The organism is Nitrospirillum pindoramense (genome assembly GCF_007827955.1).
GTDB classification, from domain to species: Bacteria; Pseudomonadota; Alphaproteobacteria; order Azospirillales; family Azospirillaceae; genus Nitrospirillum; species Nitrospirillum amazonense_B.
Genome location: NZ_VITR01000033.1, coordinates 1 through 22,740, shown reverse-complemented (window position 1 = coordinate 22,740; position 22,740 = coordinate 1). Strand labels below are relative to the sequence as shown.

The following is a 22,740-nucleotide window of genomic DNA, read 5'->3' as shown; positions in this document are numbered from 1 at the left end:
CCAGGGTCACAGCGCTGACGCTGTCGCCATTGACCAGCCCGCTAGTGCTGTAGCCCGTCAGGCTGAGGCTGGCACCATAGGTCTTGGTGGCCCCGTTGGCCGTGATGATCAGCGCCGCTGGGGTCACCGTCAGCGTGCCGGCGGCATAGCTCACCGAGTAGTTGCTGAGGCCCGTACCCGTGGCGCCACTCGCGTTGATGGTGTAGCTGCCCACCGACACCGCCGTGCCCGAACCGCTGGATGCCAGGGTCACGCCCGTGATGCTGTCGCCGTTCACCAGCCCGCTGCTGCTGTAGCCTGTCAGGCTGGCGCTGGTGCCATAGGTCTTGGTCACCCCACTGGCCGTGATGATCAGCGCTGCCGGGTTCACCGTCAGCGTGCCATCGGCGTAGCTCACCGAGTAGTTGCTCAGACCCGTGCCCGTCGCCCCGCTGGCCACAACGCTGTAGCTACCCACCGACGCGGTAGTGCCGCTGCCGCTGGATGCCAGGGTCACGCCCGTGACGCTGTCGCCATTGACCAGCCCGCTGCTGCTGTAGCCCGTCAGGCTGGCGCTGGTGCCATAGGTCTTGGTGGCGGCGCTGGCCGTGATCGTCAGCGCTGCCGGATTGACTGTCAGCGTGCCGGCGGCATAGCTCACCGAGTAGTTGCTCAGCCCCGTGCCCGTGGCGCCACTGGCCGTGATGGTGTAGCTCCCCACCGACACCGCCGTGCCGCTGCCGCTGCTGGCCAAGGTCACGCCGGTGACGCTATCGCCGTTCACCAGGCCGCTGCTGCTGTACCCCGTCAGGCTGGCGCTGGTGCCATAGGTCTTGGTGGCGCCGCTGGCCGTGATGGTCAGCGCCGCCGGGTTCACCGTCAGCGTGCCATCGGCATAGCTCACCGAGTAGTTGCTCAGCCCCGTGCCCGTAGCCCCGCTGGCGGTGATGGTATAGTTGCCTACCGATACCGCCGTGCCCGACCCGGTGGATGCCAGGGTGACGCCCGTGACGCTATCGCCGTTCACCAGGCCGCTGCTGCTGTAGCCCGTCAGGCTGAGGCTGGTGCCATAGGTCTTGCTCGCCCCGCTGGCCGTGATGGTCAGCGCCGCCGGGTTCACCGTCAACGTGCCATCGGCGTAGCTCACCGAATAGTTGCTCAGCCCCGTGCCGGTCGCCCCGCTAGCGGCGATGCTGTAGCTGCCCACCGACGCGGCGGTGCCGCTGCCCGTGCTGGCCAAGGTGACAGCGCTGATGCTGTCGCCATTCACCAGGCCGCTGCTGCTGTAGCCCGTCAGGCTGGCGCTGGTGCCATAGGTCTTGGTGGCGCCGCTCGCCGTGATGGTCAGCGCCGCCGGGTTCACCGTCAACGTGCCATCGGCGTAGCTCACCGAGTAGTTGCTCAGCCCCGTGCCGGTCGCCCCGCTGGCGGCGATGCTGTAGCTGCCCACCGACGCGGCGGTGCCGCTGCCCGTGCTGGCCAGCGTCACTGCGCTGATGCTGTCGCCATTGACCAGCCCGCTGCTGCTGTAGCCTGTCAGGCTGGCGCTGGTGCCATAGGTCTTGGTGGCGGCGCTGGCCGTGATCGTCAGCGCTGCCGGATTGACTGTCAGCGTGCCATCGGCGTAGCTCACCGAGTAGTTGCTGAGGCCTGTGCCCGTCGCACCGCTGGCCACAACGCTGTAGCTGCCCACCGACGCCGCCGTACCGCTGCCCGTGCTGGCCAGCGTCACTGCGCTGATGCTGTCGCCGTTCACCAGGCCGCTGCTGCTGTACCCCGTCAGGCTGGCGCTGGTGCCGTAGGTCTTGGTGGCGCCGCTGGCCGTGATGGTCAGCGCCGCCGGATTGACCGTCAGCGTGCCATCGGCGTAGCTCACCGAGTAGTTGCTGAGGCCCGTGCCCGTGGCGCCACTGGCCACAACGCTGTAGCTACCCACCGACGCGGTGGTGCCGCTGCCGCTGGATGCCAGGGTCACGGCCGTGATGCTGTCGCCATTGACCAGGCCGCTGCTGCTGTAGCCCGTCAGGCTGGCGCTGGTGCCATAGGTCTTGCTCGCGCCACTGGCCGTGATGGTCAGCGCCGCCGGATTCACCGTCAGCGTGCCATCGGCGTAGCTCACCGAGTAGTTGCTCAGCCCCGTGCCGGTTGCCCCGCTGGCGGCGATGCTGTAGCTGCCCACCGACGCGGCGGTGCCGCTGCCCGTGCTGGCCAAGGTGACAGCGCTGATGCTGTCGCCATTCACCAGGCCGCTGCTGCTGTAGCCCGTCAGGCTGGCGCTGGTGCCATAGGTCTTGCTCGCGCCACTGGCCGTGATCGTCAGCGCCGCCGGGTTCACCGTCAGCGTGCCATCGGCGTAGCTCACCGAGTAGTTGCTGAGGCCTGTGCCCGTCGCACCGCTGGCCACAACGCTGTAGCTGCCCACCGACGCGGTTGTGTCGCTACCCGTGCTGGCCAGCGTCACTGCGCTGATGCTGTCGCCGTTCACCAGGCCGCTGCTGCTGTACCCCGTCAGGCTGGCACTGGTGCCGTAGGTCTTGGTGGCGCCGCTGGCCGTGATGGTCAGCGCCGCCGGATTGACCGTCAGCGTGCCATCGGCGTAGCTCACCGAGTAGTTGCTGAGGCCCGTGCCCGTGGCGCCACTGGCCACAACGCTGTAGCTACCCACCGACGCGGTGGTGCCGCTGCCGCTGGATGCCAGGGTCACGGCCGTGATGCTGTCGCCATTGACCAGGCCGCTGCTGCTGTAGCCCGTCAGGCTGGCGCTGGTGCCGTAGGTCTTGCTCGCGCCACTTGCTGTGATGGTCAGCGCTGCCGGATTCACCGTCAGCGTGCCATCGGCGTAGCTCACCGAGTAGTTGCTCAGCCCCGTGCCCGTGGCGCCACTGGCCGTGATGGTATAGCTGCCCACCGACACCGCCGTGCCCGAACCGCTGGATGCCAGGGTCACGCCCGTGATGCTGTCGCCATTGACCAGCCCGCTGCTGCTGTAGCCTGTCAGGCTGGCGCTGGTGCCGTAGGTCTTGGTGGCCCCGCTGGCCGTGATCGTCAGCGCTGCCGGATTGACTGTCAGCGTGCCATCGGCATAGCTCACCGAGTAGTTGCTGAGGCCCGTGCCCGCCGCCCCGCTGGCCGTGATGGTGTAGCTGCCCACCGACACCGCCGTGCCCGAACCGCTGGATGCCAGGGTCACGCCCGTGATGCTGTCGCCATTGACCAGACCGCTGCTGCTGTAGCCCGTCAGGCTGGCGCTGGTGCCGTAGGTCTTGGTCGCCCCGCTGGCCGTGATCGTCAGCGCCGCCGGGTTCACCGTCAGCGTGCCGTCGGCGTAGCTCACCGAGTAGTTGCTGAGGCCCGTGCCCGTCGCCCCGCTGGCCACAACGCTGTAGCTACCCACCGACGCGGTGGTGCCGCTGCCGCTGGATGCCAGGGTCACGCCCGTGATGCTGTCGCCATTCACCAGGCCGCTGCTGTTGTAGCCGGTCAGGCTGATGCTGGTGCCGTAGGTCTTGGTGGCGCCGCTGGCCGTGATGGTCAGCGCCGCCGGATTGACCGTCAGCGTGCCATCGGCATAGCTCACCGAGTAGTTGCTGAGCCCCGTGCCCGTCGCCCCGCTGGCCGTGATGGTGTAGCTGCCCACCGAGACGGCCGTGCCAACCCCGCTGCTGGCCAGGGTCACGCCTGTGACGCTGTCGCCGTTGACCAGCCCGCTGCTGCTGTAGCCCGTCAGGCTGGCGCTGGTGCCATAGGTCTTGCTCGCCCCGCTGGCCGTGATGGTCAGCGCCGCCGGGTTCACCGTCAACGTGCCATCGGCGTAGCTCACCGAGTAGTTGCTCAGCCCCGTGCCGGTCGCCCCGCTGGCGGCGATGCTGTAGCTGCCCACCGACGCGGCGGTGCCGCTGCCCGTGCTGGCCAGCGTCACCGCGCTGATGCTGTCGCCATTCACCAGGCCGCTGCTGCTATAGCCCGTCAGGCTGGCGCTGGTGCCGTAGGTCTTGGTGGCGCCGCTGGCCGTGATGGTCAGGCTGGCGGGATTCACCGTCAGCGTGCCATCGGCGTAAGTCACCGAGTAATTGCTCAGCCCCGTGCCCGTCGCACCGCTGGCCACAACGCTGTAGCTGCCCACGGACGCGGTGGTGTCGCTACCCGTGCTGGCCAGGGTCACCGCGCTGATGCTGTCACCATTCACCAGGCCGCTGCTGCTATAGCCCGTCAGGCTGGCGCTGGTGCCGTAGGTCTTGGTGGCGCCGCTGGCCGTGATCGTCAGCGCTGCCGGATTCACCGTCAACGTGCCATCGGTGTAGCTCACCGAGTAGTTGCTCAGCCCCGTGCCCGTCGCACCGCTGGCGGTGATGCCGTAGCTGCCCACCGACACCGCCGTGCCGGAACCGCTGGACGCCAGGGTCACACCCGTGACGCTGTCGCCGTTGACCAGACCGCTGCTGCTGTAGCCCGTCAGGTTGGCGCTGGTGCCGTAGGTCTTGGTGGCGCCGCTGGCCGTGATCGTCAGCGCCGCCGGGTTCACCGTCAGCGTGCCATCGGCGTAGCTCACCGAGTAGTTGCTCAGCCCCGTGCCCGTCGCACCGCTGGCGGTGATAGTGTAGCTGCCCACCGAGGCCGCCGTGCCGCTGCCGCTGGACGCCAGGGTTACGCCGCTAATGGTGTCGCCGTTCACCAGCCCGCTGGCGCTATAGCCCGTCAGGCTTGCGCTGCTACCATAGGTCTTGGTGGCGCCACTGGCCGTGATCGTCAGCGCCGCCGGGGTCACCGTCAGCGTGCCGGAGGACGAGAACTGGTAGACACCACCGGAATAGCTGGCGCCACCCAGGCCAAGCAGACTGTAGGAACCAACGGCGGAGCGAGCCTCGCTCGTGGTCCAGACCATGCCGGACGCGGATAGGCCGCTGCCCACGCTGCGGCCCAGCTGATCATAAGCGCTGGTGGTGGTGGCCGTGACGGTGGCGGCGCCATAGACAGCGCTGCCCGAACCAACGATCACGATGTAGGGCAGCGCCTTCAGCAGCGGATAGGGTGAGCCGTTGAACCAATCCGTCGTGCTGAACACGGACTGCGCGATGGGCCCGTTGGTCAGCCAGGCGGTGGTGGCCAAGCCGGTGGCATCCGCGGCCGTGCCTGTGCCACCGCCTATGCCAACCGTCATGCCCGACGTGGTCGTGTCCCAATAGCTGGTGGTCACGGCGTTCTGATTGTCGCCCAGGAAGGCGCCGACGGAAACCGCCGAGGGGCCCGCCGTGACACTGCCGGTGGAATAGCTGTTGGCGATCAGGCCCTGGTTGACGCCCGCCAACCCGCCGATGGCCGTGCCGCCGGCGGTGCCACTGGCCACGGAGACGTTGACCATGGCGTAACTGTTGCTGACGGTGCCCGCGACCTGCCCCACCAGGCCGCCGATGTTCAGCACACCGCTGCCGGCGGAGATGGTGCCGGTGGCGAAGCTGCCGGACAGGAAACCGGAATTGATGCCCACCAGGCCGCCCACCTGCTGCGCGGCGAATCCAACCTGTAGGGTGACGGCGGCACCGCTGTTCACCACGGTGCCGCTCATGAATCCGAACAGGCCGCCGATGTAGGAGACCGCGCCGGACGCGATGAGGGTGCCGCTGGCATAGACGTTGCTGACGGTCGCCACGCTTTCGCCCGCGACGATGCCGACGTCGTTGGGGCCATCGACGTTGATGCGGGCGCCCAGCACGCTCAAATTGCGGATGGTGCCGTTGTTGTAGCTGATCAGGCCGACATTGTTGGAAACGGTGTTGTTGATGGTGAGGCCGACGATGCTGCGGCCAAAGCCATCGAACGTGCCGTTGAACAAGGTCGGGCTGTTGTTCGCATTGGCGGTATTGAGGCCCAGGGGCACGAAGCCGGCGGAACTCCACAGGCCACCGGCCTGCGTCAGCTCGCTCATCGTGATGTTGGCGCCCAGGACATAGTTGGCCGTCATGGCCAGGTTGATCAACTGCAACTCATGGGCGTTGCTGATGACCGTGCCGTATTCCATGCGCAGCAGCGGGCGGGTGTAGCCGCTGACCATGTACCAGGTGTTGGTGAGGTCGAAACCGCTGTAGGTCGCCGACGCGTAGGCCGCCGTGCCGCTGACGTTGGTGGCGCTGAACGTCCCCGTCCCGCCGCCATAGCCTACGGTCTGGCCGCTGCTGGAACCATCCCAATAGGCGCCCGCGATCACGCCGTCGTTACCACCGGCGAACGCCCCGACGGCGCCCGCGCCCGTCCCCGCCGTCACGCTGCCGCTGGCATAGGCCACGGAAACCCGGCCGGTATTGTATCCCACCAGCCCGCCGACATCGGCCGCGTTGGCGCCGGCGGTGACATCGGCCGTGGCATAGGCCACGCTGATGGTGCCGGTGTTCCCACCGACCAGCCCGCCCACATATTGGGCGCCGCTGCCGGCCGTGACGGTGCCGGTGGCATAGGCGCTGTAGATGGTGCCGGCGTTGCTGCCGGCCAGCAGCGCGACGTTGCCGCCCCCGCCCACCACCGTGCCGTTGTAGACACCCACGCTCTGCACGACGCCGCCGGTGCCGATGGCGCTGAACAGCGCCATGTTGCTGACCGTGGCGTTGGTCATGACCAGGTTGTTGATGGCGTGGCCCTGGCCGTTCAGCGTGCCGGTGAAGCTGCTTGGGCTGGCGTTGTTGCCGCTGGTGCTGAAGCCGATGGGCAGGAAGCCGGTGGCCGTCGCCCACAAGCCGGCCGTGCTGGTGGCTTCGCTGACGTCAATATCGCGCCCCAGCGTGTAGGTCGCCGTCAGGTTAAGGTTCACCAGCTCCAACTGGTGGGCGTTCACGACGGTGGTGTTGTACTCGGCCCGCAGGAAAGGCCGGGTGTAGCCGTCGACCATGTACCAGACGCTGGTGAAGTCGAAGCCACCGTACGTGGCGCTGAGATAGACCGAGGCGCCGCTGATACCCGTGACCGAGGCGCTGCCTGTATTGGCGCCATAGCCCACGGTCAAGCCGGTGGTGGCCGTATCCCAATATCCCGTCAGCGCGCCGCTGTTATCGCCCACCAAGCCACCAACCAGGGTGGTGTTCTGGCCGACGAGCACGTCGCCGGTCGCATAGGCCGCGGTGATGGTCCCCGTGTTGGCGCCCGCCAGGCCGCCCACGGCTGTGCCGGCGCTGCCGACCAGGATGCCACCGATGGCGTAGGCGCCGGTCACCTGGCCGGCGTTGGCGCCGACCAGGCCGCCGACATCCACCGCGCCGGCACCGGCGATGACCGTGGCGGCGCCATAACTGCCGCTGACGACGCCCGCAGCGGCGACGGTTCCCGCCAGGCCACCGACATACTGCGCGGCACTGCCCACAGTGACGGTGCCGCCGCCATAACTGGCCGTGACCAGCCCCGCCTCATACCCGACCAGGCCACCGACCGCCTGCGCCCCCCTGCCCACCTGGACGATGCCGATACCATCGCTGGCGCTGATGGTGCCGGCGTCATAGCCCACGGCGCCGCCGACGGACTGCGCGCCATCACCGACGATGACCGCGCTGATGGCGTGGCTGTTGGCGACGGTGGCGCTGTTGTAGCCGACGATGCCACCCACGCTCTGGGCCGCCACGGCCGACACGGTGCCGCCCGTGTACGCCGTCGTGATGAGACCGGCATTCACGCCGGCGACCCCGCCGAGGCGCTGGGCGCCCGACGCCGCCAGAATCGTGCCGTTAGTCTGGACGCCGCTGATGGTGCCGCTGTTCTGCCCGGCGATGAGGCCGACGCCGCTGACGGCGCCCACGCTGATCCTGGCGTTCGTCAGCGTCAGGTTGGTGACCGTGCCGCTGGCGCCGATGTCACTGAACAGGCCAATGTTGCCGCTGGCGGCACTGACAATGGTCATGCCGCTGATGCTGTAGCCCCGGCCGTTCAGCGTGCCGGTGAAAGCGGTGGGGCTGGCGTTGCCGCCGGCGGACGTGATGCCGATGGGGGCGAAGCCGGTGGCCGTGTTCCACAAGCCCGAGGTCAGCGCCAACTCCGCCATCGTGATGTTGGCGCCCAGGACGTAGCTTCCGCCCGGATTGGCGCCGATCAGCTGAAGCTGGTGGGCGTTGATGATGGTGGTCCGGGCTTCCGCCTTCAGGAAGGGCCGGGTATAGCCGTCCACCATGTACCAGGTGGAGGTGAAGTCGAAGCCGCTGTACGTGGCGGAGGCATAGGCGGCGGTGCCACTGACCCCCGTGGCGGAAAAAGAGCCGGCCGAACTGGTCCCATAGGCGTTCGTCTGGTTGGTGGAGACCGTGTCCCAGAAGCTGGTCATCACCGTGCCGGAGGTCATCCTGCCGACCAGACCGCCCACGCTGACGCCCGCTGCCGCGGACACCGACCCGCTGGCCCAACTCTGCGCGATCGTGGGGATGACGGTGCCGCTGACGGCGTTCTCGCCCACCAGGCCACCAACGCCGTTGGACAGGGTACCGGCCCTGACGGCCCCCGTCGCGTAGGCGCCCCGGATCAGGCTGCCATAGTTGCGACCGGCGAGGCCGCCGATATCAGTGCCCGCCGTGCCGGCGATGACCGTGCCGGTGGCATAGCTGCCCAGCACGGACGACGATGTGAGGTTGAATGCCTCCGACGCCCCGACCAAGCCACCGACATAGAAGGTGGTCCGGCCAACCGACACCGTGCCGGTGGCATAGCTGCCGCTGATGATGCCATTTTGCTGGTGACCGAGCAGCCCGCCGATATACTGCGCCATGGTGCCGACACCCGTGGCCGCCCCGACCGACAGGTTGCCCGTGGCGTAGCTGTCGGCGATGAGCGCGGACGCCGAACCGGCCGTGGTTTGGGAGTTCACCCCGACCAAGCCACCGAAATACTGGTTGCCGGTGCCGGTGGCGGTGATCGTTCCGGTGGCATAACTACCACTGACGGTGCCTGAGTTGGAACCGACCAGGCCACCGATGCGCGCCGCGGCGCTCGACAGCAGTATATTGCCGGTGGCGTAGCTGCCCAGGATTGAGCCAAAGGTGTTGACGCCGACCAGGCCGCCGACATATTGCGCGCCGCTGCTGCCGGTGCTGAAGCCGCCGGTGGCGTAGGAATTGACCAGCGTCATGGTATTGGCGTCGCCCACCAACCCGCCGATGCGCTGGTTGAAGGAGGTGAGGCTGAAACCGCCGGTGGCATAACTGCCGCTGATATAGGACTGGGCCGAGACCTGCCCCGCCAAGCCGCCGACCGCCGTCACCGAAAGGCCGTTCACGAAGCTGACACCGGAATAACTGTTCAGGATGGTGCCGCCCGACATATAGCCGACCAGCCCCCCCACGCCTGTGGTCCTGGAGACAAAGACCACGCCGCTGGCGTAGCTGTTGGTGACGGTGCCGGATAACTTGCCGGCCAGCATGCCCCAGCCGGTGACCTGGGTCCCCGCCGAGGAGTTGATCATCGTGCCGTTCACCAGCCCCAGGTTGGCGACCGAGCCGGTGGGGCCGATGCTGGAGAACAGGCCGACGCCGTGGGAGGTGGTCGCCCTCAGGGTCAGATTGCTGATGGTGTAGCCCTGGCCGTCCAGCGAACCGGTGAAGACGGTGGGGGAGGCATTGCCCCCCACCGTCGTGAACCCGATGGGGGTGAAGCCGCTGGTGGACCAAAGGCCGCCCTGAACCGTCGTGCCGCTCATGTCCAGGTTTTTGGCCAGGGCATAAGATGCCGTCGGGTCCATGCCCATCAGCTGCAGCTGATGGGTGTTGGTGATGGTGGTCGCGTATTCGCTGCGCAGGAACGGGCGGGTGCGGCCGTCGATCTCATACCAATCGTTGCTGAAATCAAAGCCGACATAAGTGGCGGTGGTCAGCGTGTTCGCGGCGATGGCCGTGGCGGACACCGTGCCGGTATTGCTGCCATAGGCGACGGACAGGCCGCTGGTCGCCGTGTCCCAGAAGCCGACCGTCACCAGGCCGGCATTGGAACCGACGAAGCCGCCGATATTGGTGGTGCCGGCGCCGGCGGTGATGGACCCGGTGGCATAGGCGGCGCTGACGGTGCCGGCGTTATAGCCGGCCAGGCCACCCACGCTGTCGGACGCGGTGCCAACCGATATGGGGCCGATGGCATAGACGGCGCTGACCGTGTTGGCGGTGTCGCCATATCCCAGCAGCCCGCCGACATACTGCACCCCGCCGCCGGCGGAGATGGTCTCACTGGCATAGCTTTGGGTGATCAACGCGTCGCTGTAGCCGACCAGGCCGCCGACGCGGTTGCCGCCATCGCCAACGGTCAGGCTGCTGTCGGCATAGCTGCCGGACACGGTGCCGCCGCCGACCCAACCAGCCAGGCCGCCGACCGCCGTGGCGGCCGAGCCGGCCGTGACGGCGCCGGTGACAGAGCTGTTGGCGATGAGCCCGGCCGTCTGCGCGCCCACGAGCCCACCGACCTTGGACACGCCGCTGCCGACGGAAACGGCCACGGCGGCGGAGGAAGCCGTGACCGTGCCGCTGTTGCTACCGATCAGGCCGCCCACCCCGCTACCGACATCACCGGCGGTGACGGTGCCCGAGGCGGTGACGTTGCGCACGGTGCCCTGGTTCTGGCCGGCCAGCAGGCCAAGGTTGGCGCCCGTGCCGCCAAACAGCGTTCCGCCGGACAGCGTCAGGTTCTGCACCAGGCCGCCGCCGCCAATGACGCTGAGCAGGCCCAGGTTGCCCGCACCGCCCCCGGCGGCGTTGACGGTCAGGCCGGTGATCGTATGCCCCAGCCCCTCCAGCGTGCCGGTGAAGGCGGTGGGCGACGCGTTGTTGCCCGTGGCGCTGTAGCCGATGGGCGTCCACGCGCCGGTCAACGCCAGGTCGCTGGTCAGCGCGTAGTTGCCGCTGCCGGTGATGGCGGCCAGGGCCGCCGCCGACGTGACCAGGGTGTAGGCCGTGCTGTTGACCGTCAGAGCGGTGGTCAGCGATACCGGGGCGGTCACCCGGAACACCCCGCCGCTGCCGCCGTCGTTGGTCAGGACCACCAGGCTGGTGCCCGACAGCGCGGCGTTGATGGACACGCCATGATAGGCGTCCAGGGTCAGGCTGTTGGCCGAGGACCAGGTGATGCCGGCATTGACGGCGATGTCGCCCAGGCCGCTGGCCTTGGTGACCCCGCCAGCGGTAACGCCGGTATACCCCACGCTGGTGTTGGTGGTCTGCAAGGTGACGCTGCCGCTGGCCAGCGCCGTCTGGATGGCGGCGGCATAGGCGGCGTTCACCGTGAGGTCGACGGGATCCAGCAACCAGGTGCCGCCCTTGCCATGGGCCGCCCCCACATCCACCGTCGCCCCGTCGAAGGCCAGCGCGTGGCCGGAGGTCTCAATGGCGCCGCCGTCACCCCACAGGCTGCCGCCCCGGGCCAGCAGCACGCCGTGGGCGGCGGTGTCCTGGCTGTTGACCGTGACCGACCCGCCCTTGCCCGTCTCGGTGGCGGAGGCGTCAATGCGGCTGGCGGCATCCATGGTGACGGAGGCCGTCTCCGCCGTTCCCACCGTGACCGTGCCGCCGCCGGTGGCGCCCTTGGCGCTCAGCGTGGCGCCTTGCAGGGTGATGGGGCCGCTGGCGTCCAGCACCACCTTGCCGCCCTCGCGGCTGAGCGAGTCCGCCTCGATGACACCGGTGGCCTTGATGACCCCGCCAGCTACGACGTTCAGGGCCTGGGCCGTGAGGTAGACGGTGCCGCCGGGGGCACGGATGATGCCGCCGGCCTCGATCTGCGCCTCGACCGTGGCGGGATCCACCTTCAGGGGCGCGCCACCGTCCGGCGTCAGCGTTACGGTCTCACCCGCCGCCAGGACCACGGAGCCCAGTTGGGCCTGGATCAGGCCCATATTGCGGATTTGGGACGCCAGCAGAACCACCGAGCCATGGCGGGCGGTGATGGTGCCCCCGTTGACCACGGCGCCGGTGGCGGAGCCCCGGTTGAAAACCAGCCGGCCTTTCTGGAAGTCCTCGTCCGCGATGTCCATGGTGGAGGCGACCAAGCCGCCCACGTCCACCGTGGCGCCACCACCGAACACCACGCCGCCGGGATTAACCAGGATGACCGTGCCGGGCGCCTTGATGGCGCCCTCGATCAGCGAAGGATCGCCGCCGCGCACCCGGTTCAGCGTCATGGCCGAACTGTTGGGCTGCTGGAAATTGACGGTGGCACCGGCGCCAACGTTGAACTGCTGCCAGCTGATGATGGCCTTGTCGGTCGTCTGCGTGACCGTCATGACCGGACCGCTGGCACCGATGCTGGCGGCGCCCGACTGGACCTGCCCCCCCGTGGGCAACGCGCTCTGAGCCACCGCCCCCTGGGCTGGCGTGGCGGCCACGGCCGGCAAGGTCAGCGCCTGCATGACCGACAGCACGGCGGTGCAGCCCAGCAGGCGGGCCCGCAGGAAGGAACGATGGGGGAGAGGTGCGCGGCTGGTCATCATTCCCCCTAGACCGACAGGACCATTTGCATCCAGGCCCGCAATTCACGCCGCCGGCCGTCCAAATCCAAACCGTCGGCGTTCCGGCCCGCATCGGAGCCGATGCGCCGGGCGACGGTGGCCTTCATCTGCACGTTGCTGGCGGGTGTCCACTGCACGCTGGCGCCGACGCCCTGAAGCACATAATGGTTGTGGGGCGAGCCCACTCCCTCCCAGCCGCCCCAGGTGGTCTTGTGCTGCTCCACCCAGCCGCCGTCCCAGAAGGCGGAAAAGCGGACGCTGTCGGACACCATCTGCCCGATCTCGATATTTAGCATGGCGCCCTGGTCGCCGCCGCCCTGGTTCAGGGGATAGGCGCGCACGCCGCTGGGGCCGCCGAGCGAAAATTGTTCGGAGCTGTTCAGGTTCTTTGACGCGATCTGCGCCGCCAGGGTGACCAGCGCGTCGCCGCCCCGCCACAGCACCTGCGCGCGGCTGATCGAGGCCGTGGCCTTGACGAAGTGCCCCGCGGTTCGGGCGGTGGCCTGGTCGATGGCCTGGTTGGCCGCATTATGGGAGAGGTCGACGTTGCCAGCCTTGACCTGGGCATCCAGGGTAAAAGCCCCGCCGCCCTGCCAATCGTCCCGCATCAGGCGGTGCGCCGCCAGGATCATGGACCCCAGACGGTTGGACGCGGTCACCACGTCCACCAGCTTGTCGCTGGTCCATTTGTGTTCCAGGCCGAAGGCCAAGTTTACGGGCGCCGCGGAACTGCGCAGCGCCAGCCAGCGCAGAGTCAGGGCGGCCGTCTGCGCGTCGCCTGACGGCGTGCTGGCGTTGATGTCGGCGGGCACGTCGTATTGCAGGACGGCACCGCTGGCCTCCAGCCACAACCCCTCATGCCAGACGGGGGCGCCCACCATCATCTGGCCGTATTTGGACGACTGGCTGACCTGACCGGTGAAGGCGACCTGGTCCCCAACCCCCGCCGCGTCCGTCATGGTGGCGAGGATCAGACCACGCACGCCGCCGATTTCGCGCGGCGCGTTGTTGTCGATCACCGTCGTACCCGTCACCAGGGGCGGCTCACGCATCTTGAGGTGGATGTCGGTGGTGCCCTCTTCCGCCCCGGCGTCAAGCACGCCGAGCGCCTGCATGCCCGGAATCAAACCCAGGTTGGAGACACCGGTGGCCACGGCGCTGGGACGCAGCGGATCGCCCGGGGCGTTCTGGGCATAAATGAAGTCCTGAGCCTGGTCGGAAGCCAGGCGGACCTCGCTGGAAGGGTCGATGAGCACCCGGCCCATGCGGGCCTCCAGCACCTGGATGGTGACCACGCCGCCTTCCAAATCCTGGCGTGGCAGGACGGCCCGAGCCAAATAGTCATGCTGAGCATAATAACGGCTGATACGGGCGGCGGCCTCGCGCAAATCACCCAGGGTGCAATCGCGCCCGACGTACGATGTGAGCTGCGCCCGCAGTTCCGATTCCGGGATCAGCGTGGCGATGAAACGGAAGCCGGTGACATGCACCGTCTCGCCCGCCTTCAGGAATTCCCCGTCGGGGGGAGGCGGCGCCAGATCAGGCAAGGTGGGGGCGCGTGGAGCCTCACGGGGTATGTTCCGCTCCACATCACGCAGAATCTGGCCGGTATCCTGGGCGTCGGCCCGCTTGGCCAACACCGGCGGAACCACGGCCATTGCGGCGATGATGGCTCTTAACGTCCGCAAGTTGGCACCAAGCTGTAATGACGATGGTTAGTCAAAAACATATCCCGCAGGTTCTTAACCAAAGGTTTAAGCGCATATGATGTGGAGCCACTTATATATTCTTACCACTATATGGCGCATGCGGGTGACGCAAGCGGAGGAGAACACCCTATCCACATGGTTAGGTTCGCCCCTTTGCGGCTAAAAAATTCCCCAGCGTAAAATCATGGGTCGATTCCGGGAAATCCTGACGAAAACTGACTATTCCGACAGCCCCGGCTTGACGGCCGAATACACGCCGTGACTGAAGCGATCTCGCATTAACTGCGGGGCCGATTCGGGAGCAGGTCAGTGATATTGGGTCCCGTTGCCAGAATTCCCAATTCCGTACCGCGAATAATGTGGCATTTGCGACACATCAAATCCGCCGCCGGTTTGCGCCAACGCAATCTTTCCGCGCTCGTTCTCTGTTCCCCTGGGGCCATCCCCCCACGGCAGGAGAAGCGCCCATGGGTTCCTTCAGTATCTGGCATTGGTTGATCGTCGCCGCGATCGCCTTGTTGCTCTTTGGCAACCGCCTGCCCCGGCTATTGGGCGACTTGGGCGCCGGTATCCGGAACTTCAAATCCGGCCTGGCGTACCAGGACACGCCGCCATCCCGGCCTCTGGGCCGCGACTGAACGCCATCACGGCGTACCGCCCCCTGGCACCTTCCATAAGAACCTTGCCGTAAGAACCTTGAAGGCCTGGAGATTCCATGACCGACCACACCCTGATCATCGCCGCCGACGGCACGATTTCGCTGTCCTCCCCCACCGCTGGCACCGCAGCCCCACCGCCCGGCGGCATGGTGATGACCATCACGGACTGCCCGTCCACCTGGGGCGCGGAGGATGTGCTGGCCTTGGCGCGTGACTGCCGCCTGCCCGACCATAGATCCAGCGTGCCGTTCGAAAGGTTGCTGGCCCGGCACCGCGGCTCATGCTGCGGCGGCCATTGCGGCTGACGGCCGCCCCCGCATCGTCCGAGGAACAAGCGCCATGCCCCTGCTGTCCCAGGAACCAAGCGTGTCCGTCGCCTCCATGGAAGAGTTGCTGGCCATCGCGCTGGCCATGGAGGAGGAGGCGGTGCACCGCTATACGATGTTGGCGGAGCGTCAGGGGAACACGCCGCCCCTGGCGACCCTGTTCCGCCAGTTGGCGGCAGAGGAAAGCCGCCATGTCACGGCGGTCGGCAACTGCGCCGGGGCCTTGCTGGGACATGTGCCACCGGCCACGCCGGTGCGGTGGCTGCTGCCCCCGGACATCGCCCGATCCTGGGAAGAGGTGGAGGCCAGCGCGACCCTCAGCCCCTACAAGGCGCTGTCCATCGCCGTGCTGAACGAGGAACGCGCCTTCGCCTTCTACAGCTATGTGGCGGCCCATGCCGCGGCACCAGCCGTCGCACGGCAGGCCGAGGCACTGGCGCAGGAGGAACTGGCCCATGCGGCGCATCTGCGCCGGGCCCGCCGGCAGGCCTACCACCAGGAACGCGACACGCTGAGCCCCTTGCCCAGCGTGGAGGACGCACGGGGCCTGCGTGACCTGGCCATCACGGTGGAGGATGAGGTGGACGCCGCCGTCGCCGCCGCCGACGTCCGCGCGCTGGCCTTGGCGGAGCGGGCCGTCGACATCTATTCCCTGGCCCTGGACCGCATGGCCGACACCGAGGGCGTGACATTGGCACAGGCATTGTTGAAAGCCGCCATCGAACGCCTGGTTCACCTGCGCAGCCATTCGGCGACGCATGTGAAATAACATTCATATTTTTTGTATCTTTTGACCCAGCGCAAAGCTGAGCCCCCACTACCCAGGTAAGCCTGCCCCCATCGGAACCGACGCCGGTTCCAGAACCAGCCAAAGCCGCATTCGACAATGCCGTCACCCGCCCTATCCCATCGGCCTCGGCCGATAGCGCCCCCGCTTGCCCGCGTGGCGCCCGGCAAGACGCCCGCCCCGTCCCGGCGGGGGGCGATGCTGTCGCGCTTGATGGCCTTGGCGCTGGCCTGCGTCCTCCTGGCGTGGCAAGGGCCCGCCCGGGCCGCGCCGGCTGTCAACCACGTGACGGACTACCTGGGCCAGGCGGCCCCCGAAACCTTGGTGCCCGGCGCCGACCATTACGGGCCCGCCCAGGGGACTCCGGCGGTGGTGCCGGCCCTGGCCGGCGACAAGACCATCGGCTACGTCTACTTGAACAGCGATGTGGTCAACGCCGCTGGCTATTCCGGCCGCCCCATCTCCATCCTCATCGGTATCGACACCAACGCCCGCATCACCGGCGCCAAGCTGGTGGACCATCACGAACCCATCGTGCTGGTCGGCATTCCCGTGGCGAAGATCGACCATTTCATCCAGGGCTATGTCGGCCGCAGCGTGCCGGAAATGATGGCCGACACGGGCGGCAAGCCGCCGGTCGACATCGTGTCCGGCGCCACCGTGACCGTCATGGTGATCGGCGACACCATCGTCCGCTCCGCCATCAAGGTGGCTCATACGCTGGGCCTGGGCGGGCTGAGCCACGACGAGGCCACCGCCGACGCGGCGCGCCCGGTGGTCAACATGGGCCTGGCCGGCGCCGCCGACTGGAGCACCCTGCTGGGCGATGGCTCCATCCGTCACCTGCTGCTGCCGGTGGGCCAGGTCAACGCGGCCTTCCGCGAGGCCGGGGGCCCCGCCGCCGCCGCCCGGCCGGAAGCCGGCCCCAACGACGACACCTTCATCGATCTCTACGCCACCGTGGCCACCCTGCCGATGGTGGGCCGCAGCCTGCTGGGCGAAGAAGGCTACCAGCGCCTGACATCCGGCCTGAAGCCGGGACAGCAGGCCATCATCGTCGCCGGGGTGGGCCGCTATTCCTTCAAGGGTTCGGGCTATGTGCGTGGCGGCATCTTCGATCGGATCGAGTTGATCCAGGGCGAGAACACCATCCGCTTCCACGACCGCAACCACACCCGCCTGGGCTCCCTGGGGGGCGATGCCCCCGACTTCCCCGACATCGCCCTGTTCACCATCCCCGACGGCAGCACCTTCGACGCCGCCCAGCCCTGGCGCCTGCGCCTGCTGGTGCAGCGCCAGGTGGCCACCCTGGACAAGGCTTTCATCACCTTCGACCTGGACTATGCCCCGCCGCAGAAATACCTGAGCCTGCCGGCGCCCAAGGCCGCGCCCGTTCCCGCGACGGCCGCGACCGCCCCAGCGGACGCCCCCGCCGGTGGCCAACTGTGGCGCCGCATGTGGGCGGGCGACCGGCTGGGGGTGGCGCTGCTGGCCGTGCTGCTGGCCGCCGTCACCGGCATCTTCTTCTTCCAGCATGAACTGGTCCGCCGGCCGGTCCTGTATGACCGGGTTCGCCTGGGCGTGCTGGCTACCACGCTGCTGTGGCTGGGCTGGTGGAAGCATGCGCAGCTGTCCGTGGTCAACGTCCTGACCTTCTTCAACGCCCTGCGCACCGACTTCAGCTGGGATTACTTCCTGATGGAGCCGCTGCTGTTCGTGCTGTGGTTCGCCGTGGCCGCGTCCCTGCTGTTCTGGGGCCGGGGCGCCTTCTGCGGTTGGCTGTGCCCCTTCGGCGCGCTGCAGGAACTGACCAACCGCCTGGCCAAGCGCTTCAAGGTCAAGCAGATCAAGGTGCCGTTCAGCGTCCACCAGCGCCTGTGGCCCATCAAGTACGTGATCTTCCTGGTCCTGTTCGGCCTGTCGCTGAACGAACTGGCCATGGCGGAAAAGGCGGCGGAGGTGGAGCCGTTCAAGACGGCCATCGTCCTGATCTTCTGGCGGTCCTGGCCCTTCGTGGTCTTCGCCGTGGCGCTGCTGCTGGCCAATTTGTTCATCGAGCGCTTCTTCTGCCGCTACCTGTGCCCGCTGGGGGCGGCGCTGGCCATCCCCGCACGGCTGCGCATGTTCGACTGGCTGCGCCGCTACCGCGAATGCGGCAACCCCTGCCAGCGCTGCAGCAACGAATGCCCGGTGCAGGCCATCCATCCCGAGGGGCACATCAATCCCAATGAATGCATCCAGTGCCTGCACTGCCAGTTGCTGTACCACCACGACCAGAAATGCCCGGTGATGATCCAGCGCCGCCTGAAGCGCGAGCGCCAGGCCGGCATGGCCACGCCAGGCCCCCTTCCCCCCGCCCCGCCCCAAGCCGCGCCGCAAGCGACATTCAAGAGCGGCACGCCGGCGGAGTGACCCTTCCACCCGATTTCCAGATCACCCAACAGAGAAGACGCAAGATGTCGAACGAAGATCTGAACAAAGTCCCGGTCGCCGCCAACAGCAATGGCGAGGCATCGCCGGGCCTCAGCCGCCGCGGATTGATCGGTGGGTCGGCCAAGGCGGCGCTGGCCGCCGCGGCGGTGGGTGCCGTGGGCACCGGCGGCGCCCTGGTGGGCGCCGGCACCGGCCAAGCCGCCCCCGCGGCCGCGTCCAAGAACAAGGTCGAGGTGAAGCCCGGCGACCTGGATGAATATTACGTCTTCGCCTCCGGCGGCCAATCGGGCGAGATCCGGATCCTGGGCATGCCGTCGATGCGCGAACTGATGCGCATCCCGGTGTTCAACCGCTGCTCCGCCACCGGCTGGGGTCTGACCAACGAGTCCAAGAAGGTCCTGACCGAGGGCCTGCTGCCGGAAACCAAGAAGTTCCTGGCCAACCGGGGCGGCCTGTACCAGAACGGCGACGCGCACCACCCGCACATGTCGTTCACCAACGGCACCTACGACGGCCGCTACATCTTCATCAACGACAAGGCCAATACCCGCGTCGCCCGCATCCGCTGCGACATCATGAAGTGCGACAAGATCATCGAGATCCCCAACGCGCACGACATCCACGGCCTGCGGCCGCAGAAGTACCCGCGCACCGGCTATGTCTTCGCCAACAGCGAACACCGCGCCCCACTGGTGAACGATGGCAGCGTGCTGGATGAGCCCAAGAAGTACGGCTGCGTCTTCACCGCCATCGACGGCGACGCCATGAAGGTGGCCTGGCAGGTGATGGTCGACGGCAACCTGGACAATTGCGACGCCGACTACCAGGGCAAGTACGCCTTCTCCACCTGCTACAACTCCGAGGAAGGCACGACGCTGGCCGACATGACCGCCAGCACCGAGGACTGGGCCGTCGTCTTCGACATCAAGCGCATCGAAGCGGCGGTGAAGAAGGGTGACTGCAAGGTCATCAACGGCGTGCCCGTGGTCGATGGCCGCCACGGCTCACGCTACACCCGCTACATCCCCGTGCCCAACAACCCGCACGGCTGCAACGTCGCCCCCGACGGCATCCATGTGGTCTTCAACGGCAAGCTGTCGCCCACCGTCACCGTCATCGACGTGCGCAAGCTGGACGATCTGTTCGCCGACAAGATCAAGCCGCGCGACGTGGTGGTGGCGGAGCCGCAGGTGGGCCTGGGGCCCCTGCACACCGCCTTCGACGGCCGGGGCAACGCCTATACCACCGTGTTCCTGGACAGCCAGTTGGTGAAGTGGGACCTGGAAAAGGCCAAGCGCGCCTTCAAGGGGGAGAAGGTCGACCCCATCATCCAGAAGCTGGATGTGCAGTATCAGCCGGGCCACAACCATTCCTCCATGGGCGAGACCAAGGAGGCCGATGGTAAGTGGCTGATGTCGCTGAACAAGTTCTCCAAGGACCGTTTCCTGAACGTCGGTCCCCTGAAGCCAGAGAACGACCAGCTGATCGACATCTCCGGCGACAAGATGGCGGTGGTGCACGACGGCCCCAGCTTCGCCGAGCCGCACGACGCCATGATCGTCCATCGGTCCAAGGTGAACCCCATCAGCGTCTACAAGCGTGACGACCCGATGTGGGAAGAGGCGCGGCAGTGGGCCAAGAAGGATGGGGTGGAGCTGGAATCTGCCGCCACCGTCATCCGCGACGGCAAGAAGGTCCGCGTCTACATGTATTCCGTGGCGCCGGCCTACAGCCTGGAAAAGTTCGAGGTGAACCAGGGTGACGAGGTCACCGTCTTCATCACCAATATGGATGATGTCGACGACCTGACCCACGGCTTCACCCTGTCCGGCCACGGCATCGCCATGGAGATCGGGCCGCAGGCGACGGCGTCCGTCACCTTCACCGCCGACCGGCCGGGCGTGCACTGGTATTACTGCCAGTGGTTCTGCCATGCCCTGCACATGGAAATGGTGGGCCGCATGCTGGTCCATCCGGCCAAGGCCTGACCCCATGCGCAGGACCGCCACCGCCCTGCTGTCCTTGACCTGTCTGGGGGCTTGTCCCTGGGCGCTGCCCGCGCGCGCCGATGTGCGGGAGGTGCCCGCCGGCGGGGATGGGCTGGCCCACGCGGTGGCGGCGGCCGCCCCCGGGGATGTCCTGCGCCTGGCGCCGGGCATCCACCGGGGCGGCGTCACCATCGGCAAGCCCCTGACCTTGGAGGGGGCACCCGGCCATGCCGCCATCGTCGACGCCGGCGGCGCCGGCAGCGCCCTGACGGTGACGGCGCCCGACGTTACCGTCAGGGGCCTGACGCTGAAAGGCTCCGGCCCCGAGCAGCACGCCATGGATTCCGGATTGCTGCTGATGCCGACGGCCACCGGCGCGCGGGTGGTGGGCAACCACCTGACGGGCAACCTCTACGGCGTTTACGTCCAGGGCCCGCACGACGCCACGGTCGAGGACAACGACATCGCCGGCCGCACCGACCTGCCCATGAGCCAGCGAGGCAACGGCGTCACGGTGTGGAACGCCCCCGGCGCCCGCATCATCGCCAACCGCATCACCGGCGGGCGCGATGGCATCTTCGCCAACGCCAGCCGGCAAGACCTGTTCCAGGGCAACCGCATGGAAGGCGTCCGCTTCGCCATCCACTACATGTACACCAACGACAGCCGCGTCCTGGGCAACGTGTCGGTGGGAAATGACATCGGCTTCGCCCTCATGTTCTCCGACCGCCTGGAGGTGCGCGACAACCAGTCGGCGGGCGACCGCGATTATGGCCTGCTGCTGAACTACGCCAACGCGTCCACCATCACGGGCAACCGGGTGGACGGGCGCTTCCGCCAAACGCGAATGGGACCAGCCATCGGGGAGGATGGCGGCGACGGCGCCATGATGCCCCGTGTCGCCGGGACCGAAGGCGGCTTCCGCGCCGGCACGGCCAAGTGTGTCTTCGTCTACAACGCCAACAAGAACCGCCTCGCCGACAACCGTTTCGCGGGGTGCGACATCGGCATCCACTTCACCGCCGGGGCGGAGCGCAACACCCTGACCGGCAACGCCTTCATCGGCAACCGGACCCAGGTCATGTATGTCGGCACCCGCTCGCTGGACTGGTCCGACCATGGACGCGGAAATTACTGGAGCGACAACCCCGCCTTCGACCTGAACGGCGACGGCATCGCCGATGAGGCCTATCGCCCCAACGACCTGGTGGATCGTGTGGTCTGGCGCTTCCCGGCCGCCAAGCTGCTGCTGAACAGCCCGGCCATCCAGGTGATCCGCTGGGCCCAGGCCCAATTTCCCGCCCTGCATCCCGGCGGGGTCATCGACAGCGCCCCCCTGATGAAGCCACCGACGATGACCGGCGACACGCCGGTGGACGCCGATGCCCCCCTAGCCACGGCGAGTTCCCAGCCATGAGCCCCTCCGTCACCATCGACCACGTCAGCAAGCTGTACGGCGCCCGCGCCGCCCTGACCGAGGTCAGCCTGCACCTGGCCCCCGGCCAGTGCGTGGCCCTGGTGGGCCACAACGGCGCCGGCAAGAGCACGCTGATCAAGCTGATGCTGGGGTTGATCCGGCCCAGCCGGGGCGGCGTCCGCCTGCTGGGGGAGGATCCAGCCGGGGCGCATGCCGCCCGCCTGCGCCGGGCCGTGGGCTATCTGCCGGAAAACCTGGCCTTCCATCCCTCCCTCACCGGGAAGGAGACGCTGGATTTCTACGCCCGGCTGAAGGGTGTGAGCCGCGCGGGCAACGCCGGTCTGCTGGCCCGCGTGGGACTGGAGGCGGAAGCGGCGCGGCGCCGCGTCGGCACCTATTCCAAGGGCATGCGCCAACGCCTGGGCCTGGCCCAGGCGCTTCTGGGGCAGCCCAGGGTGCTGTTCCTGGATGAGCCGACGACCGGCCTGGACCCGGCCCTGCGCCAGGTCTTCTACGAGATCGTCCAGGAACTGCGCCGGGCGGGCGTGACCGTCCTGTTGTCCTCGCACGCGCTGACGGAGCTGGAGGGCCAGACCGACCGCATCATCGTCATGAACCGGGGGGTGAAGATCGCCGACGGCACGCTGGCCGGCCTGCGCCACCTGGCGGATCTGCCGGTGCGCATACGCGCCTTGGGGGCCCCGGCGGCCATGGTGGCGGACGCCCTGGGAACGCTGGGCCAGGTTTCAACCGACGGCCACACAGTGGAGTGCCGGTGCGCCGGCGGCGACAAGGTGGCGGTGCTGCGCCGCCTGACCAGCCTGCCCCTGGCTGACCTTTCGGTGGTGGAGCCCAGCCTGGACGAGCTTTACGCCCATTTCCTGCGACAGGAGCAGGCCGCATGAGATACCGTCAGGTTGATCAAGATTTTTTGTCAGCCAGCGAGCTTTGGCACGAAGGGCTTTCGGGCCTTAGCGACGGCGTAAACGGCGAC

General features: G+C 67.8%; 9 protein-coding genes. 7 read left to right on the top strand and 2 right to left on the bottom strand.

What is annotated here, in order from left to right:
• Both FBZ90_RS27465 and FBZ90_RS27460 read right to left on the bottom strand, forming a co-directional pair.
• Positions 1-12,409 (bottom strand): MBG domain-containing protein (locus tag FBZ90_RS27465; protein WP_145736908.1); only part of this gene is annotated, 12,409 nt, incomplete at its 3' end.
• A 5-nt stretch (positions 12,410-12,414) separates the two neighbouring features.
• Positions 12,415-14,085 carry a ShlB/FhaC/HecB family hemolysin secretion/activation protein gene (locus FBZ90_RS27460; protein ID WP_246130898.1) on the bottom strand — a complete coding sequence of 557 codons (1,671 nt, stop codon included), beginning with the start codon at positions 14,083-14,085 and terminating at the stop codon, positions 12,415-12,417.
• 518 nt (positions 14,086-14,603) lie between these two features.
• Here FBZ90_RS27460 and FBZ90_RS27455 point away from each other — a divergent pair.
• The 7 genes from FBZ90_RS27455 to FBZ90_RS27430 all read left to right on the top strand — a co-directional run bounded on the left by FBZ90_RS27455 (position 14,604) and on the right by FBZ90_RS27430 (position 22,651).
• The gene (locus FBZ90_RS27455; protein WP_145736904.1) at positions 14,604-14,774 is read left to right on the top strand and encodes a twin-arginine translocase TatA/TatE family subunit; all 171 of its coding nucleotides are present in this window, start codon (positions 14,604-14,606) and stop codon (positions 14,772-14,774) included.
• Positions 14,775-14,851: 77 nt separating this feature from the next.
• Positions 14,852-15,100, top strand: coding sequence for a hypothetical protein (locus tag FBZ90_RS28000; protein ID WP_186456077.1), 249 nt, complete (start codon positions 14,852-14,854; stop codon positions 15,098-15,100).
• A gap of 34 nt (positions 15,101-15,134) precedes the next feature.
• Positions 15,135-15,890 (top strand): ferritin-like domain-containing protein, encoded by a 756-nt coding sequence (locus tag FBZ90_RS27450; protein WP_186456076.1) that lies wholly within the window; start codon positions 15,135-15,137, stop codon positions 15,888-15,890.
• Between the two features lie 216 nt (positions 15,891-16,106).
• A complete protein-coding gene (locus FBZ90_RS27445) occupies positions 16,107-18,320 on the top strand; it encodes a NosR/NirI family protein (RefSeq protein WP_186456075.1) in 2,214 nt (737 codons plus the stop codon).
• Positions 18,321-18,364: 44 nt separating this feature from the next.
• Positions 18,365-20,329: a TAT-dependent nitrous-oxide reductase gene (gene nosZ / locus FBZ90_RS27440; RefSeq protein WP_145736899.1), complete on the top strand. Its 1,965-nt coding sequence runs from the start codon at positions 18,365-18,367 to the stop codon at positions 20,327-20,329.
• Between the two features lie 4 nt (positions 20,330-20,333).
• Positions 20,334-21,746, top strand: coding sequence for a nitrous oxide reductase family maturation protein NosD (locus tag FBZ90_RS27435; RefSeq protein ID WP_145736896.1), 1,413 nt, complete (start codon positions 20,334-20,336; stop codon positions 21,744-21,746).
• Positions 21,743-22,651, top strand: a complete 909-nt coding sequence (locus FBZ90_RS27430; RefSeq protein ID WP_145736894.1) for an ABC transporter ATP-binding protein — start codon at positions 21,743-21,745, stop codon at positions 22,649-22,651. Before FBZ90_RS27435 ends, FBZ90_RS27430 begins: the two co-directional genes overlap by 4 nt.
• The last annotated feature ends 89 nt before the right edge of the window (positions 22,652-22,740 follow it).